We start from the raw sequence: 15,775 nt of genomic DNA on the forward strand, positions 1-15,775 counted from the left end.
GTAGGTCTTATCGCGCGGGTGTGCTGTGACGAAGATTTTACGCAGCGCTGAAAACCACCGCGCCCCGATGGGAAACTTCGGTGAATGCCCGCACGAAGCGATAAGTCTGCCCGCCAATGGTGAGTTCATTGAACCCCGAACTTGTCACGCCCAGCACCGCGCTCGCCACGGCATTGCGGATTTTCCCGTACCGTGTCCAGTCCTCTTCGGGCTCGCCCGCGTCGCCGAGGAACACGTCGCTGCTTTCCGCCTGGCTTCGAACCAGAATCAGGCTCTTGCCCTTGTCGAGCAGAAGCTCGAGATATTCGGCCAGCGTGGCCAATGCCTCGGCATCGGCGTCGTGAGATTCGCGAGAGGTTGAAATCATGAGGGCACCTGCGCTGATTGGAACTGCACGGCATTACGGCTTCTATCGTACACGGCCACGACGCAATTGCGCGCCGACTTGCCATTTCATCCACACGATCGCTGAAAAAAGCGGCACGCCACTTCGCTGCAGCAGGCGTACCATCAATGCTTACCCTGCGGCGAACACCGCTTGATCAAAGGGGAGCCAACATGAGACGTCTTTACTTTCTGGCACCTGACATACCCACGGCGAAAGCCGTCGTGGACGACTTGCTGCTGGCGCGGATTACGTGGCGGCATCTGCACGTTCTCGCGAATCACACCGTCCAGCTCGATCAATTGCCGGGCGCCTCGTTGCTGCAAAGCAGCGACGTCGTGCACGCGCTCGAACGCGGCGTGGCGCTAGGCGGCGCGGCCGGCGCCATTGTGGGTCTCGCGGCGCTGGTTTTTCCGCCTGCCGGACTGGTCATCGGCGGCGGAGCGGTCGTGACGTTGACGTTGGCGGGCGCGAGCTTCGGCGCGTGGACCGCCGCCATGATCGGCGTGGACGAACCGAACGCCCGGCTCCAGCGCTTTCGCGAAGCGATCCGCAACGGGCAATTCCTGATCATGGCCGATGTGCCCGCCGCGCGCGAGGAGGAAATTGCGCAGACGGTCGCAAAGCATGTCCCCAGAGCCGATCCGGAAGGCGCCGAACCGACCACGCCGATATTCCCATGAGCGCGCGGCCGAGTCTTCGCGCGGCCGCGCAAATCATGCAGAGGCCGGATTCCGGAATGTCACGGAATGCGCGAAACCCGCGAAACATGCGAAACGCGATAGCTGCCCGCGCAACTACTGGTCTTGTGCCAGCGCGGTGAGACGCGCATCACCCGCGTCTTTCGCCGCGCGTTGATTGACATAGGTTTCGTCGGATACCAGTACGCGGCGCACGTCTCGCGCGGCGAAGTCGACCAGCGAGATAACCCATACCCAGCCGCCAGTGCGCTCGGCGGTGTGCACGAATGCGCGCACGTCGGCGTTGTTGCTAGCGTTCATGTGACCTCCGTGGAAAAAGATCGAATAAGCACTACCCGTTCCTGCCATCCCGGACCCGCTTGCGCGCATCTCCGTGATGAGCATCCGGTGGACGCGCGCCGTCTTTGCCTGATTGCCTGCGTTGCCTGCTGCGCCAGCTCATCAAGTTGACCACCAGCGCCGCAATGAACGTCACGACAGTGGAACTGGACGACGCAATGAGCGTCATTTGCGCGGAATTCAGCGGCGGCGCTGAACGACTGGATGGGGTGGCCGCGGAGAACGACATGATCGCGGTGCCGCGCGGCAAGGCAGGCGAGGCACCGCTCGACTGCACCGCGGCGACCTGCGGGAGCGGATGCATCGATTTATATCGGACAAAAAGGGCTGTCGTTACACAAAAGAAACCCACAAAAAGTCCGATAAACAATCGGCAGAGCAACTCTAGCCGCGTGGAGATGGCCATGTCCGCCTCCGTCGTCTTCAACGGTTGCCACATGCTTTATATTGCGCCGGAATACGAGGAAACGCGAAAAAACCGCCAAAAAATAACCCTCGCCGATTTGCCGATCGCACATGGCGGCAATCTCAATCGTCGAACTTCCCGGCCTGAAGCGCCTCATCGAAATCGGTGATCCACGGAGCGAAATGGTCGGTGTCGTAGATCTCCGTCTTGCCGTTGACTATACGTGTCACCGAAACCTGCCGGATTACCGCCTTCCCGGCGCCAGCAGAATCGCTTTCTTTATCCGTGATCCTGAATTCACCGAGTTCGAACCCCCGGCTTAGAAGAATCGCCTTGACGTCCGCCTGTTCATCCCAGGAAAACTCGGCAAAGTCGTGGTCAGCCATGTTCATCTCCTCGGCGCGGCGGGCGCGAATGTCGTGGCACGGTGACAAGATGAATCCAATCTTAGCCGACACATTGCCATTGTTCGGCCAAAGTTGCCATCATGCATCCGCGTCAAAATTCAGACGTTTGCAGATGTGCCGCTTGCCTCGCACGCCAACGATTGCCCATCTGCATCCGGAGGCGAAACGCAACGCGCTATGCTTGCCGTTCGACAAGGACCCGGCAAGGAGGCCAGTGGGCATGGGAAGAACGGCGACGGTGGCGGGCGTGGTCGGCACGGGGCTGATGGGTGTCGGCATTGCGACGCAATGTGCGCTGCATGGCCTGCGCACGATCGTGCATGACGTCGATCCCGCCCGGCTCGCGAGCGTGGCGGCGAAGGCCGAGGCCGTGCTCGACGAACTCATCGACGCCGGGCGCATCGATGCCGCCGAGCGTGCAGCCGCGCTCGCGCGCATCGAAACCACGGGGCAGCTCGACGCCATGGCGCAGGCACAGTTCGTTTTCGAAGCGGTGCCCGAAGTGCTCGACCTCAAGCACCGGCTCTATGCGCGGCTCGGCGCCGTGCTAGCCGCCGATGCGATTCTGGCGAGCAATACGAGCGGCTTCGAACCCGATTTGCTAGCCGGCCCCCTGCCCGCGCCCGAGCGCTTCGTGATCGCCCATTTCTGGAACCCGCCTCATATGATTCCGCTCGTCGAGGTGGTGCCGGGCCGCGCGACCGCGCCCGAGGTCACGGCGCGCACCGAGACGCTCATGCGCGCGATCGGCATGGAGCCCGTCGTGCTCGCCAAGTCGATTCCCGGCTTCGTCGGCAACCGGCTGCAATTCGCCGTGCTGCGCGAGGCGCTCAACATCGTGCGCTCGGGCGCAGCGAGCCCCGACGTGGTCGATCGCGTAATGAAGGCGTCCCTTGGCCGCCGCTGGGGCATCGTCGGGCCGCTCGAAAGCGCGGACATGGGCGGCCTCGATACCTTCGTCGATATCGCTTCGCATCTCATGCCCACGCTCGCAAAGGACGAAGACGTGATCGATCTGCTGCGCGAGCAGGTGGCCGCCGGACGCGTTGGCGCGCGCAGCGGCGCGGGCTTTTACGACTGGGACGAGGCGCATCTCGCCCGCGTGAAGGCGGCGCGGCGCAAGCTGATCGCGGGCGATTGAACTGTGATTGCGCTGCGACTGAATAGCCAATCGAGTGATCGATCGAGCCGCCAGTCCGGCTCAATCGATCGGGCTCATGCCGCCTTGCGGGCGTCGGCAATGCGCGGCGGCGCTTCGGAGCGTGCATAGAGCCGCTCCAGATAGGCCTGCAAACGCGGAAAACCACCGAGCATCTGGAATTCGTTGGCCCAGTCCATCAGGTAGACGGTCACGCAATCGGCCGCCGTGAGCCGGTCCCCCACGATGAATGCGCGTGTTTCCAGATGCTTTTCGAGCACCGCCGCCATGGCTGCGAATTCGTCGCGTGCCAACTCGATATCGGCGGGCAGGCGCTTGTCCGCCGGATAAAGCATCGAATGCTTCGTGATGCGCCACAGGGGCTGCTCGAGTTCCGTCACCGCAAACAGGATCCAGCGATAAGCCTGCGCCCGCGCGTCCAGATCGGCCGGCATCAAGCCTTTCTCCGGATATTTGTCCGCGAGGTACAGCACGATCGCCGCCGATTCGGGAATGACCCGGTCGCCGTCGATCAGCACCGGGACCTTGCCGGCCGGATTGACGCGCAGGAATTCCGGCCGCTTATGCTCGCCTTCGAGCAAATTGACCGATATGAACTCGAAATCTGCGTCGACTTCCTTGAGACCCCATAGCGCACGCTGCGAACGGGTTCCACCAAATCCGTAAAGCTTCATCACGATTCTCCAAAGTAATCCGTCGAAAAGCGCCTGCGCGGTTCAGCCCGGAGGAATCGGCAGCACCGGCATCACCTCGACCGCATCCCCGGGAAAGATCGTGAAATGCGGATGGCCTTCGAACAGCTTCATGGCCTCGTCGATGGAAGCGCTGCGCACGACCGTGAAGCCTGTTAGCGCATTGGTGGTGTCCTTGATGCCGTCCGGGCCAATGCGTTTGGTCTTGCCGAGCGGTCCGCCGAGCTCGACGATGTCCGCCTTGTGCTGCTCCACCCACCCCTTCCATGCCGCGATGCCCTCGCGCTCGCGGGCGTGCCGCTCGTCTTCGGGAAGCGCCCACCACGCCTGCGCGCGCGGGTTGTCGTGACTGCCGAGAAAAACGGCGAGAAACAATTTCTGGTCGCTCATGCGTCCTCCGTCTGCTATTGCGAGCAACGGGATGTTGCTCATCTGGCCTTGACAATATAGGTTGATATCAACATAATTGCAACATGTCACGCGCAAAGAAAATCCCTTTCGAAACCACGCTCATGGTGCGCGATTGCTGCCTGTGTCTGCACATGCAGCGCGCGGCGCGCAACCTCGCGCGCATTTTTGACGAAGCGTTGCGCCCGCTCGATCTCACGAATGGTCAGTTCTCGCTGCTGATGTCGCTCAACCGGCCGCATCCGCCAGCCATCAAGGATGTGTCCGCGCTGCTGGCCATGGACCGCACCACGCTCACGGCTGCGCTAAAACCCCTGGAGCGCCGCGGCCTCGTCAGCATCGAACAAGACCCGGACGACAAACGCAGCCGGCTGCTCAGCCTGACACCCGAAGGCGAACGCCTGCTCGCCGAAGCATTCCCTGTGTGGCAGCGCACGCATGCCGAGATCGAGCAACCGTTCTCCTCTGCAGAGGTCGACCGGCTGCGCAAACAGTTGCGTGCGCTTTCATAAATTCATTCTGCATGACTACGCAATTCGTTGATACATCAACTTTATTGCGCTTGATTTCTCCCGTCGTTAGCCGGAAAGACTTTCCGCAGACGTTATAATTCCGGCCGCGGTGGCAGGTAGAAATTTGCGTTTCCGACCCGCATTTTCATATGCCAACGCAGATCAGCGAAACGATCGGCAAGAGCTACCGCCCGCGGTTAAATGAGTGAGCTGCCGGCACGAATTACCTCTAATCCCCCAATTGATGTTCATACAGAAAGATAGACTGGGTTCGCAATGCTGAAGCGGAGTATTTCCGCCAGCGACATGGGGAGCGGACGGTGATCGAGGTGCGAAGAGCCATTGTTGCGGAGCGGCGCCGCTCGCTGCTGGTCTATGGAAGCATCGTCGCCGCCCTCCTTGCCAGCGCCGTGGCTTCTGCCTGGCAGGCTAGCGCGGTTGTCGCCGATGCCCGCGCGCAAAACCGCGCGGCCCTGCTCGTGAGTACCAGCAACGCCTTGCTCAGCGGCATGAAAGACGCGGAGAGCGGGCAGCGCGGATTTCTTCTGACCGCCGACGAACAATATCTGGCGCCCTATGTGCGCGGCAAGGCGGCGGCGCTCGACGCGCTCGCCCGGCTCTCCGGTTTGATTCGTGGCCCCGAGCAGGTCGCCGCGCTACGGAACGTGCGCGACGACATGGACGAAAAGCTCGCTGAACTGGCCTTGACCGTGCAGCTCGAGCGCAGCGGCCAGCATAAGCGCGCACTCACCGTGGTCAAGACCAATGCCGGCAAGGCGGCGATGGACCGGCTGCGCGAAAGCGTCAGCGCGATCGCCGCCGATTGCGACGCCAAAGGCGCGGCGGCGCTGCGCGACGAAACCTTCCGCGTCGAGCGCGCGGGCTACGCATTCGCCGGTTTGCTGCTGGGCGTCCTCGCGCTGCTGGCGTACACCACCGTCATGCAAAGAAAGGCGTTCACCGGTGTCGTGCGCGGCGCGGAACGCATGACGCGCGCCGCGTTGCGCGACGCGCTCACCGGCTTGCCGAACCGCCGCGATCTGGATCTTCAGCTTCGCGCGCTCGAAGGCCACGCGGCAAGGGCGCACGCCCCTATCACCGCACTGTTCATGGATCTCGATGGCTTCAAGCTCATCAACGACACCCAGGGACATGCAAGCGGCGACGCGCTGCTGCGCCGTGTTTCGGAGCGGCTGCGGCAAGTGAAGCGCTCCGGCGACCTGCTCGCGCGCGTGGGCGGCGACGAATTCGTACTGATCGCGCCGGGTCTCGCCAACCGCACGGATGTCGATCAGCTTTGCGCCAGGCTGATTGCGGCGGTAGCCCCGCTTGCGCGCGAGTTCGGCTTTGTGGGCCTGAGCATCGGCATTGCAATCCGTGAAGCGGCGAGCGAAACGCTTGCCGATCTCGTCGTACGAGCCGACCAGGCCATGTACGACGCCAAGCGTTCGGGCGGCGGCTACCGGTTCAGCCCGAAGGACCAGGAGATTGGTCCAACCGAGGCGCTTGCCTAGCGAGTCCCGCAAGCGCCTCCAGTCAGCAGACAGCCTGCAAACCCTCGCGAGTTTTTTCAAACTCGCAGCAAGGCCCTGCGCATTACCCAGTTCCGTTTGATAAGGATAACTGATTGTGAAAGTGAAGAACCTCGTTGCCGGCCTGATGACCGGCGTCGCCCTCAATGTGTTTGCCGGCGCCGCCGGTGCAGCTTGCGTCACCAACCCCGCCGCCCAGCCCGACGGTTCGTTTCCCGCCACGCTCACGGGCAAGCTCGTGTATCACAGCTACGTGACATATGGCGACGGCACGAGCCAGATCTTTCTCTACGATTTTTCGGCACGCTCGCTCACGCAGCTCAGCAATGCCTCGTGGGGCATCAAGGACCCGATGAACGCCGTGTTCAGCCCCGACGGCAAGTGGATCGCCTTCATGGGCGTGACCAACAACGCGTGGAATGTGTTCATGTATCAGCTCGGCACCAGCAACCCGCCGGTGAACATGACGAACAGCACGGGCGCCACGCGCAATGAAGATCCGAAATTCAGCAAGGACGGCAAGACCCTCGTGTTCAAGCAGAACGGCGACGTCAAGCAGGCCACGCTTTCGTACACGAGCGCGGGTCCGGCCTTCACGTCGATCGTGAGCCTGACCAACGCCCCCTCGGGCGCCGAGTATTCGATGCCCTATCTCGCGCCTGATGCAAGCGCCGTCTACTACGCGACCGGCACCGGCGCGAACATGGGGCTCATGAAGCGCACGATCGCCACCGGCGTCACGGCCGTATTCGATCATCCGCCTTCGCTGCAAACCTACTATCCGATCGTGCGCGCGGACGGCAACGTGTTCTACGCGCGCTGGAAGGACACCGGCGGCCTCGACCAGATCTACGAGAAAACGTCGGACCCGGCTTCGACGCCGAACCAGCTGTCGCTCAACGACTGCATCAGCAACAACTCCGACCCGGCCCCGGTGAACGGCACGAACTACCTGTTCTTCTCGTCGACGACGGCGGGCGGCTATCAACTCTACATGGCCGACGTGACCACGGGCCAGCGCTGGAGCCTCACGCAGTTCGGCGTGAACGCCGACTCCACCAAGGCCAAGCTAGGGTCGAACTATTACGGCGGCCCGGCCGCGAGCCAGACCGCGCTGCTTTCGCAGGGGCATTCCGCCAGCGCGTCGGCCAGCTACAACACGTCGCTCACGCCCGACAAGGCCTTCGACGGCAACACGACCAGCACGCGCTGGGACTCGCCCGAAGGCGCGGGCGTCGATCCCCAATGGATCTCCGTGGATCTGGGCGCGGTGAAGAGCATCAGCGGCGTCGACCTGTATTGGGATGCGGGCGCCAGCGTGTATCAGATCCAGACCTCGAGCGACAACGTCAACTGGACCACGCTCTACTCGACGACCAACGGCGTCGCCTACGGCCACGTCAAGCTGTCGAATCTCAACGGCCAGGGCCGCTATGTGCGGATGTACGGCACTAAGCGCGCAACACAGTGGGGCTATTCGCTCGACGAAATGCAGGTGTGGGGATCCTGAGTCAGCCCCCCGCGCGCCAGCGGGCCGTGAATGGTTGAATGGCTGCCACCCACTCACGGCTCGTCCGGCACCGCAGAAAGCGGCGCGGCCACGTGCTCCAGCGACTTGCGCTCGGCGTCCGCGCCCCACACCGCGGCAACCAGCGCCGCGCCCACCATCAGCGCGGACCCCACGAGGTAGCCCGTGAACACCGCGCCGCGCTGATGGGTATCGATCAGATGTCCGAAGAAAGCCGGCCCGACAATTCCGCCCAGCGCGGTGCCGAACGCGTAGAACACCGCAATCGCCAGCGCGCGGATTTCGAGCGGGAAGGATTCGCTCACGGTCAGATAGGCGGAACTTGCCGCCGCCGATGCGAAGAAGAAAATCACCATCCACGCGAGGGTTTGCGTCATGACGTTCAGCATCCCTTGCGCGAACAGATAGCCGCTTCCCGTCAGCAACAGGCCCGAGAGCGCGTACGTCGTGGCGATCATCTTGCGGCGTCCGATCACGTCGAACAGCCGCCCCAGCAGGAGCGGCCCAAGAAAATTGCCGAGCGCGAACGGCAGCAGGTAAAGGCCCACGTCGCCGCCCGGCACGTGGTAGAAGTCCGTGAGCACCAGCGCGTAGGTAAAGAAGATCGCATTGTAGAAAAATGCCTGGGCGGTCATCAGCGAAAGTCCGACCGCCGCGCGGCGGCGGTGCTGCACGAAGATCGCGTGCAGCACGGTTGAGAGCGGCGTATGGCTTTGCGCGCGCAGCCGCAGCGGCTTTCCCGGAGGATCGCCAAGCACATGCCCGGTCTTCCGGAAGCGTGCCTCGATGGTCTCGACGATGGCGCGCGCTTCGTCGTGCTCGCCGTGCGTGAGCAGCCAGCGCGGGCTTTCGGGTATCCATGCGCGCATCGGCAGGATCACGAGCGCGAGCACCGCGCCGATGAAGAAACACACGCGCCAGCCCCAGTCGGGCGGCAGCAGATGCGGTTCCAGCACGATCAGCGAGCCCGCCGCGCCAATGCCCGCGCCCACCCAGAATGTGCCGTTGATGCCGAGGTCGGTCCAGCCGCGCACGCGCGCGGGCGTGAATTCCTGAATGGTCGAATTGATCGCCGCGTATTCGCCGCCGATGCCCGCGCCCGTGAGCGCGCGAAACACTACAAAGCTTGCGAAGCTCCACGAGAATGCCGTGGCGGCGGTGGCGGCCAGATAGACCGTGAGCGTGATGAAAAAGAGCTTGCGCCGCCCCAGCCGGTCCGTGAGCCAGCCGAAGCCCAACGCGCCGCACACCGCGCCGGCAATATAGGCGCTGCCGGCAATCCCGACCTGAGTGTTATCGAAATGGAGCACCGGGCTCGTCTTCAGCGCGCTCGCCACGGCGCCCGCGAGCGTCACTTCGAGCCCGTCCAGCAGCCACGTGACGCCCAGCGCCACCACGATCAGCACATGAAAACGCCCCCACGGCAGGCGGTCGAGGCGGGCGGGAAGGTTGGTTTCGACGATGGATTGCGTTTCGGTCGTGTGCATCGCGCAGGCAGGTCTCGGGTCGCTGTATCTCGCGTAAAAATGCATCGCAAGCACATGGCATGCCCGCCCGACCAGGGAACGCGCGATGCTGTCGTCTTGGAAGACCAATGGAGCAACCATGAAAACTTTCGATTTCGACCAGCGTCTTGAAGAGATCCAGATGTCACTGGCGAATCTCTTCGAATCACCCAAGGCGTCGACCGTGAGCTGCCTCAAAGATGAAGACACCGTCGTATTGCGTTTGAGCTGGGTCGTGGAGTCGAAACGCGATTCCACACTCGATGCGCGTTGTGCGGCCACGCTCCACGCGACACGCGCACAGCTCGAACGTTACGCGGGTCTGGAGACCGCGCAACGGCGCACCATTCAGCAACGCATCCGCCAGTGTGTGCGCACGCAATTCGAGGAACGCCAGGATCCCTCCCAGCCTGGCGGCGCCTGCGCATTCGATGTGGTGCTGGACGATGCAATATTCCACGCCGACCAGGACGACTACTTCCCGAGCATCGAGTAAGCGCGGCGCGCAAAGCCGGTGGTCGCCCGGCGCGGGGTGGCGCGCATGGACACCGCAACACGCGCGTGTTAATGCGCCGCCGCGCTGCGGTGGCGCTTCGCCGTGCCGCTCAGCAGCAAGGCGGTCTTCACCACGGCCATATGCGTGAGCGCCTGAGGAAAGTTGCCCGCGAGGCGCCGCTCATGCACATCGTATTCTTCGGCAAGCAGGCCCAGATCGTTTGCCACGGCGAGCACGCGCTCGAACTGGCGGCACGCGGCGTCTTCGTCGCCTCGCAGGTACAGGCAGTCGGCCATCCAGCACGAGCACGCTAGAAACGCGCCTTCGTCCGGCGCTTCACCGCCGCGTTTCCAGCGGCGGATCAGGCCGCCGTCGCCGAGCTCGGCGCGAATGGCATCGAGCGTCGTCGACATGAGCACGTCGTCGGCGCGCATGAAACCCACCAGCGGCATGAGCAGCACGCTCGCGTCGAGCTCCGGGTCGGCATAGCCGCGCACGAACACGCCGCGCCCGGCATGCCAGCCGCGCGTGCAGACTTCGTCGTGCAGCGCGCGGCGCAGTGCGACCGCCTGTTGCATGAGGGCGTCGCCCCGGCCGGGTCCAGCATCGCGCCAGTGCGAGATGAAGCGGTCGAGCGCCACCCAGGCCATCACGCGCGAGCTGGTGAAGTGGCAAGGCGTGCTACGCGATTCCCAGATGCCCGAGCCCGGCCGGTCGCGATGATCGAGCAGCCAGCGAACGATGCGCGCTTCGAGCGCCGCCTCGCCCTCCGCTGGCGGGAGGCCAGCCTTGCGCGCGAGATAGAGGCAATCGAGCGCCTCGCCGAATACGTCGGGCTGATACTGCCTCGCCGCCGCATTGCCGATACGCACCGGCTGCGCGCCGCGCCATCCCGTGAGTGCGGATACACTGCGCTCGCGCGGCACGTGCCCGCCATCGACGCAATACATGATGTGGAAGGTGTCCAAAGTTTCGCCGAGCGTGTCCAGCAGCCAGTCGCGCCACGCCATCGCCTCGCCGTGAAAGCCCGCTTCTATGAGCGCCTCCATTGCGAAACTCGCGTCGCGCAGCCAGCAGTAGCGGTAGTCCCAGTTCAGGCTGCCGCCCGGCGCCTCGGGCAGCGAGGTCGTGGGCGCGGCCACCATCGCGCCGCTCGGGCGGTAGATCAGCGCCTTCAAGGTGAGCAGCGAGCGACGCACGGCCTGTGGCCAATGCGTGCGGCTGTCGTCGAAGCCGTCGATCCAGCGGCGCCAATGGCGGCGCGTGTCTTGCAGCGCAAGCGCAGCCGCAACCGTATCGACGCCCGGCTGGTCGCCATGGCACAGCGTGAACACAGCACGCTTGCCTTCGCGCAGCGTGAACGAGGCCTCGAGCGCGTGACCGTGCACGGCGAGCGGCAAGTCTGCGCACAGCGTCATCGCACCGCTCGCCGTGCGCACTGTCACGGCGCCTTGCTCAGGGACGATCACGGGCGGCGGTGCATCCGCATCGGCACGCGGATGCAGAACCGACCGCATGGCGACGCTGCCGTGCAGTCCTTCGGCCATACGCACGATGCACGGCTCGCGGGTGTCGGCCGCCATGAAATCGGTCAGCCGCACGCAGCCGCTGCGCCCCTCGAAATCGGTTTGCAGCACGAGCGTGTCCTCTTCGTAGCGGCGGCTGACGCTGTGTGCCGGCTCGGCGGGCGCCATGCGCCAGTGGCCGTTCCCGGCTGTACCGAGCATGGCTGCGAAGCACGGCTCGCTGTCGAAGCGCGGCCAGCAGAGCCACTCGATCGTGCCGTCACGGCTCGTTAGCGCGGCGCCACGGCCGTCCGCGAGCAGCGCGTAGTCCTCGATGCGGCGGCTCATAGGCAGCGCTTCCCGCTCGGCCCCGGGCGCACGTCGACGAGCGAGTGAGTTGCAACCGCCTGAATCCGCGAGCCAACGAAGTCGACGAATGACGTTTCGTACATCGTATTTTTCTGGTTGATATCGAGGCCGGCCTGAGCGGTGGCCCCGGGATTGGCATCACCCATAAAGGCATATCGCCCCATTTGAGCAAGCCGGATGCCTGATGGGCTATTTGAGGTTCCTGCTCGTCGTGGCAATCACGTGGCTGCACCTTCCTCCGCGCTCGTGATCGGTTCCCTCAGCCCGCCGCACCCATATCGCGTCCTACAATGACCCAGTAGAAGCACGCCCCAATGGCGCTGCACTCCACCCGTCAGATCACTGCCCGGGGGCGAATCCCATCAGGAACACGCGAAGGAGCACACGATGCGCAAGATGCAGGCAGTGCAGGTAACGAAAGCAGGCGGCCCGCTGGAACTGGTCGAGCGGGACATACCCGAGCCGCCCGAACGACACGTGCTGATCAAGGTGCAGGCCTGCGGGATCTGCCATAGCGACTCGCTCACGAAGGAAGGACTGTGGCCCGGGCTTCAGTATCCGCGCGTGCCGGGACACGAAATCGCCGGTATCGTCGAAAAGCTCGGGACTGGCATAGAAGACTGGCAGGTCGGGCAACGTGTGGGGGTGGGCTGGCACGGCGGGCATTGCGGCCACTGCGAAAGCTGCCGGCGCGGCGACTTCGTACTCTGCAAAAGCGCGCTCGTGCCTGGCATCAGCTACGACGGCGGCTACGCGCAGTACATGGTGGCGCCGCAGGAAGCCCTCGCCCGCATGCCCGACGATCTCTGCGACGTCGACGCCGCCCCGCTCCTGTGCGCGGGCATCACCACCTTCAATGCATTGCGCCGCAGCGGCGCACACGCGGGCGATGTCGTGGCGATCCTCGGCATTGGCGGGCTGGGCCATCTCGGCTTGCAGTACGCACGCAAGATGGGCTTCGTGACCGTGGCCATCGCGCGCGGCAAGGACAAGGAGCCGCTCGCGACGCAACTCGGCGCCCATCATTACATCGACAGCGAAGCGCAGAACGTGGCCGAAGCATTGCAAGCGCTCGGCGGCGCACGCGTGATTCTCGCGACGGCCACGAGCGGCAAGGCCATGAGCGCCGCAATCGGCGGGCTCGGTGTGAACGGCAAGCTGATCATGGTCGGCGTGTCGGACGAGCCCGTGGAAGTGCCCATCACGCAGTTCATCATGGGGCGCAATTCGGTGCAGGGCTGGCCGTCCGGCACGGCGGCCGACTCCCAGGACACACTCGCGTTCAGCGCGCTCTCGGGCGTGAAGCCCATGATCGAGGAATATCCGCTCAGCCGTGCAGCAGAAGCTTACGAGCAGATGATGAGCGGAAAGGCGCGTTTCAGAGTCGTGCTGGTGCCTGGGAAATAAGCGCGAAAACAAGCGGGAAAAACCCACTGTGCGATGAATCGAGCGCTCAAACCGAGCGCTCGATCGCCTGCCCCAGCATCGAAACACCCAGGTCGATCTCCTCCTCGCTCACAGTCAGCGGCGGCGCAATCCGGAACACGCCACCCATGCCGGGCAACTGCACGATGTTCATGCTAAGTCCGAGGCTCATGCACTCGCGCGTGATCTTCGCGCCCAGGCCATCGGCGGGCTCCTTCGTGCGGCGATCCTTGACGATCTCCATGCCGAGAAGGAGCCCACGCCCGCGCACATCGCCGATGCACTCGAAACGCTCCATCAGATCGAGCAGGCCACGCCTTAACCGATCGCCCATGACGTTCGCGCGCGCAACCAGTCCCTCGCGCTCCACCACGTCCAGTACGCGCAGGCCCACGGCGGCTGGCAGCGGATCGGACACGTGCGTCGTATAGAACAGATAACCCAGTTCGTGCGCACGCTCTTCGATCTCCGCGGAGGTCACGACGGCCGCGAGCGGCAGCCCGGCGCCCAGCGTCTTCGAGAGCGTGAGAATGTCGGGCGTCACGCCGTCGCGCTCGCAGGCGAACATCGTGCCGGTGCGCCCCACCCCGGTTTGCGCCTCGTCCAGAATCAGCAGCATGCCGCGCTCTTCGCATTTACGCTTGAGCGCCGCCATGTAGCCTACGGGCAGTTCGATGATCCCGCCGGAGCTCAGGATCGGCTCGGCGATGAAGGCGGCGAGATTGCCGCTGGACTGGCGATCGATCAGGTCGAATGCGTAATCCAGCTCCGCAAGATAATCGTAATGGCCGTTGCGCTCGAAGCGCGGCCGATACGTGAATGGCGCCGGTATCGCGAACGAGCCGACCGCCGCGGGCCCGACACCCTTGCGGCCCGCGCTGTAGGTCGCGGACGCCGCGCCCCCCGTCATGCCGTGCCACGACTGCGCAAAGCCGACGATCTCGTACTTGCCCGTGACCAGCTTCGCCATGCGGATAGCGGCCTCGTTCGACTCCGCGCCGGTGCTGAGCAACAGCGCGCGGTCGAGCCCCTCCGGAGTGACCTCGGCCAGACGCGTGGCGAGATCGACCACGGGCCGCGAGAGCATGCCGCTGAAGAGATGGTCGAGCTTGCCGGCGTACTCGTTGATGACCGAGACGATTTCCGGATGGCTGTGCCCCAGCACCGCGCTCATCTGCCCCGAGGTGAAATCGAGGATCGCGCGGCCATCCGCATCGTAGACAAAGCTGCCTTTGGCGCGCTCGATGATCATCGGCTCGAACGTGCCGCCGTAGCGGATGAGGTGCTGCCTGGCATTGCGCCAAAACGTTGCGTCGTTGTTCCGGGACACCGTGCTTCTCCTGGTGGTTGGCTGCCAAACGAGGGCTTGGTGGGAATGACTTGCAGTGTAGGCGCGCCTCTGGTTTTATAGAAACGAATAGTTTTAATGCGAGCCAGCAGTCTGGCTAATATCGGCGGCCAATTTCAGCGGCCATCGTCGGCCGTTAATATCCGGGACGAATATCGTGACGAATACCGTGAGCCGGTCGCTCGAAATCGATCTGCTGCGTTCGTTTGCCGTCGTTGCGGAAGTGCGCTCGCTGAGCCGTGCGGCCAGCCGGGTCGGCCGCACGCAGTCCGCGCTGAGCCAGCAGATGAAGCGTCTGGAGGAGATAGTCGACCAGCCGCTGTTTCAGCGCACCGGGCGTGGCGTGGCCCTGACGAATCCCGGCGAGCGCCTGTTGATTCACGCGCAGCGCATGCTGCGGCTGCACGACGAAGCCATGGCCGATTTATGCGGCAAGGGATTGACGGGGACGATCCGCTTCGGCTGCCCGGACGACTATGCCGCCGTGTTTCTGCCCGCACTGCTGCGCCAGTTTTCGCGCCAACATCCGCAGGCTCTCGTGGAGGTCGTTTGCGGACCTACGCCGCGCCTTATCGAGCAACTCGAAAGCCGCGCCGTGGATCTCGCGATGATTTCATTGCCGGAAGATGCGAACGGCCATGCGAACGAGGACATCATCCGCCACGAGCAGCTCGTATGGATCGGCTATCCGGGGCTGGAACCCATGCACTTCGATCCATTGCCGCTCGCGCTCTCCGACCCGGACACGCTCGACCACATGGCCGCGTGCGAGGCGCTGCAGCGTATCGGCCGCGCTTACCGCGTGGCCTATGCGAGCAGCAGCCTCTCCGGTCTGACCGCACTGGTGCGCTCCGGGCAAGCCTTCGCCGTGATGACGCAGACGGCCGTGCCCGCGGACCTTGCCATCCTGCACGGCGAACCCGGTCTGCCGCCCTTGCCCAGTGTCGGCATTACGCTGAAGTTCGAACGCAAACGCCCCTCACATCTCGTCGCTGCGTTTGCCGGACACATCCGGCTGACGCTGCCACTGCTGTGAGGGGCGCTGCAAACCTGCGCAG

The 15,775-nt window shown here is 64.1% G+C and carries 17 protein-coding genes; 9 read left to right on the forward strand and 8 right to left on the reverse strand.

Annotation, left to right across the window (positions count from 1 at the left end; translation table 11 throughout):
- Positions 1-37 precede the first annotated feature (37 nt).
- A complete protein-coding gene (locus PWP93_RS31055) occupies positions 38-367 on the reverse strand; it encodes a hypothetical protein (RefSeq protein ID WP_421028700.1) in 330 nt (109 codons plus the stop codon).
- A gap of 191 nt (positions 368-558) precedes the next feature.
- Between PWP93_RS31055 and PWP93_RS31060 the strand changes: the two genes are divergently transcribed.
- Positions 559-1,068: a DUF1269 domain-containing protein gene (locus tag PWP93_RS31060; protein WP_421028701.1), complete on the forward strand. Its 510-nt coding sequence runs from the start codon at positions 559-561 to the stop codon at positions 1,066-1,068.
- Between the two features lie 114 nt (positions 1,069-1,182).
- On the opposite strand, the gene PWP93_RS31065 is transcribed toward PWP93_RS31060, so the two are convergent.
- Complete coding sequence (locus PWP93_RS31065; RefSeq protein WP_421028702.1) at positions 1,183-1,386, reverse strand: hypothetical protein; 204 nt, start codon at positions 1,384-1,386, stop codon at positions 1,183-1,185.
- A gap of 164 nt (positions 1,387-1,550) precedes the next feature.
- On the opposite strand from PWP93_RS31065, the gene PWP93_RS31070 reads away from it, so the two are divergent.
- On the forward strand, positions 1,551-2,000 hold the full coding sequence (locus tag PWP93_RS31070; RefSeq protein ID WP_421047434.1) for a hypothetical protein: 450 nt from the start codon (positions 1,551-1,553) through the stop codon (positions 1,998-2,000).
- Here the strand turns inward: PWP93_RS31070 and PWP93_RS31075 are convergent.
- Complete coding sequence (locus tag PWP93_RS31075) at positions 1,954-2,217, reverse strand: hypothetical protein (RefSeq protein ID WP_421028704.1); 264 nt, start codon at positions 2,215-2,217, stop codon at positions 1,954-1,956. The two genes, PWP93_RS31070 and PWP93_RS31075, sit on opposite strands and share 47 nt — an antisense overlap.
- A 241-nt stretch (positions 2,218-2,458) precedes the next feature.
- On the opposite strand from PWP93_RS31075, the gene PWP93_RS31080 reads away from it, so the two are divergent.
- Positions 2,459-3,379: a 3-hydroxyacyl-CoA dehydrogenase family protein gene (locus PWP93_RS31080; protein WP_421047435.1), complete on the forward strand. Its 921-nt coding sequence runs from the start codon at positions 2,459-2,461 to the stop codon at positions 3,377-3,379.
- A gap of 74 nt (positions 3,380-3,453) precedes the next feature.
- Here the strand turns inward: PWP93_RS31080 and PWP93_RS31085 are convergent, their stop codons facing one another.
- On the reverse strand, positions 3,454-4,071 hold the full coding sequence (locus PWP93_RS31085) for a glutathione S-transferase family protein (protein ID WP_421028706.1): 618 nt from the start codon (positions 4,069-4,071) through the stop codon (positions 3,454-3,456).
- Positions 4,072-4,113: 42 nt separating this feature from the next.
- Positions 4,114-4,479, reverse strand: a complete 366-nt coding sequence (locus PWP93_RS31090) for a hypothetical protein (RefSeq protein ID WP_421028707.1) — start codon at positions 4,477-4,479, stop codon at positions 4,114-4,116.
- Positions 4,480-4,562: 83 nt separating this feature from the next.
- Between PWP93_RS31090 and PWP93_RS31095 the strand changes: the two genes are divergently transcribed.
- The 3 genes from PWP93_RS31095 (at position 4,563) to PWP93_RS31105 (ending at position 8,051) form a co-directional block, all read left to right on the forward strand.
- Complete coding sequence (locus PWP93_RS31095) at positions 4,563-5,009, forward strand: MarR family winged helix-turn-helix transcriptional regulator (RefSeq protein ID WP_421028708.1); 447 nt, start codon at positions 4,563-4,565, stop codon at positions 5,007-5,009.
- A gap of 329 nt (positions 5,010-5,338) precedes the next feature.
- Entirely contained in the window at positions 5,339-6,523 is a 1,185-nt protein-coding gene (locus PWP93_RS31100) for a diguanylate cyclase domain-containing protein (RefSeq protein ID WP_421047436.1), read from the forward strand.
- A gap of 115 nt (positions 6,524-6,638) precedes the next feature.
- Complete coding sequence (locus PWP93_RS31105; RefSeq protein WP_421047437.1) at positions 6,639-8,051, forward strand: discoidin domain-containing protein; 1,413 nt, start codon at positions 6,639-6,641, stop codon at positions 8,049-8,051.
- A 53-nt stretch (positions 8,052-8,104) separates the two neighbouring features.
- Here the strand turns inward: PWP93_RS31105 and PWP93_RS31110 are convergent, their stop codons facing one another.
- Entirely contained in the window at positions 8,105-9,556 is a 1,452-nt protein-coding gene (locus PWP93_RS31110) for an MFS transporter (protein ID WP_421047438.1), read from the reverse strand.
- 118 nt (positions 9,557-9,674) lie between these two features.
- Here PWP93_RS31110 and PWP93_RS31115 point away from each other — a divergent pair, with 118 nt between their 5' ends.
- Complete coding sequence (locus PWP93_RS31115) at positions 9,675-10,070, forward strand: hypothetical protein (protein WP_421047439.1); 396 nt, start codon at positions 9,675-9,677, stop codon at positions 10,068-10,070.
- A gap of 68 nt (positions 10,071-10,138) precedes the next feature.
- Here PWP93_RS31115 and PWP93_RS31120 read toward each other — a convergent pair whose 3' ends face one another.
- Positions 10,139-11,923, reverse strand: coding sequence for a glycoside hydrolase family 15 protein (locus PWP93_RS31120; protein WP_421047440.1), 1,785 nt, complete (start codon positions 11,921-11,923; stop codon positions 10,139-10,141).
- Positions 11,924-12,331: 408 nt separating this feature from the next.
- On the opposite strand from PWP93_RS31120, the gene PWP93_RS31125 reads away from it, so the two are divergent.
- Positions 12,332-13,351, forward strand: a complete 1,020-nt coding sequence (locus tag PWP93_RS31125) for an alcohol dehydrogenase (RefSeq protein ID WP_421047441.1) — start codon at positions 12,332-12,334, stop codon at positions 13,349-13,351.
- 46 nt (positions 13,352-13,397) lie between these two features.
- On the opposite strand, the gene PWP93_RS31130 is transcribed toward PWP93_RS31125, so the two are convergent.
- On the reverse strand, positions 13,398-14,699 hold the full coding sequence (locus tag PWP93_RS31130) for an aspartate aminotransferase family protein (RefSeq protein ID WP_421047442.1): 1,302 nt from the start codon (positions 14,697-14,699) through the stop codon (positions 13,398-13,400).
- 187 nt (positions 14,700-14,886) lie between these two features.
- Here PWP93_RS31130 and PWP93_RS31135 point away from each other — a divergent pair, with 187 nt between their 5' ends.
- Complete coding sequence (locus PWP93_RS31135) at positions 14,887-15,753, forward strand: LysR family transcriptional regulator (RefSeq protein WP_421047716.1); 867 nt, start codon at positions 14,887-14,889, stop codon at positions 15,751-15,753.
- Positions 15,754-15,775 lie beyond the last annotated feature (22 nt).

It is taken from the genome of Paraburkholderia sp. A1RI-2L (genome assembly GCF_048957375.1).
GTDB lineage: Bacteria > Pseudomonadota > Gammaproteobacteria > Burkholderiales > Burkholderiaceae > Paraburkholderia.

Bases quoted from the DNA above. Each gene is read 5' to 3' on its own strand.
- PWP93_RS31120 (WP_421047440.1), bottom strand. From the start codon at position 11,923: ATGAGCCGCCGCATCGAGGACTACGCGCTGCTCGCGGACGGCCGTGGC.
- PWP93_RS31095 (WP_421028708.1), top strand. From the start codon at position 4,563: ATGTCACGCGCAAAGAAAATCCCTTTCGAAACCACGCTCATGGTGCGC.
- PWP93_RS31060 (WP_421028701.1), top strand. From the start codon at position 559: ATGAGACGTCTTTACTTTCTGGCACCTGACATACCCACGGCGAAAGCC.
- PWP93_RS31125 (WP_421047441.1), top strand. From the start codon at position 12,332: ATGCGCAAGATGCAGGCAGTGCAGGTAACGAAAGCAGGCGGCCCGCTG.
- PWP93_RS31075 (WP_421028704.1), bottom strand. From the start codon at position 2,217: ATGGCTGACCACGACTTTGCCGAGTTTTCCTGGGATGAACAGGCGGAC.
- PWP93_RS31115 (WP_421047439.1), top strand. From the start codon at position 9,675: ATGAAAACTTTCGATTTCGACCAGCGTCTTGAAGAGATCCAGATGTCA.
- PWP93_RS31055 (WP_421028700.1), bottom strand. From the start codon at position 367: ATGATTTCAACCTCTCGCGAATCTCACGACGCCGATGCCGAGGCATTG.
- PWP93_RS31085 (WP_421028706.1), bottom strand. From the start codon at position 4,071: ATGAAGCTTTACGGATTTGGTGGAACCCGTTCGCAGCGTGCGCTATGG.
- PWP93_RS31080 (WP_421047435.1), top strand. From the start codon at position 2,459: ATGGGAAGAACGGCGACGGTGGCGGGCGTGGTCGGCACGGGGCTGATG.
- PWP93_RS31110 (WP_421047438.1), bottom strand. From the start codon at position 9,556: ATGCACACGACCGAAACGCAATCCATCGTCGAAACCAACCTTCCCGCC.
- PWP93_RS31090 (WP_421028707.1), bottom strand. From the start codon at position 4,479: ATGAGCGACCAGAAATTGTTTCTCGCCGTTTTTCTCGGCAGTCACGAC.
- PWP93_RS31065 (WP_421028702.1), bottom strand. From the start codon at position 1,386: ATGAACGCTAGCAACAACGCCGACGTGCGCGCATTCGTGCACACCGCC.
- PWP93_RS31070 (WP_421047434.1), top strand. From the start codon at position 1,551: ATGAACGTCACGACAGTGGAACTGGACGACGCAATGAGCGTCATTTGC.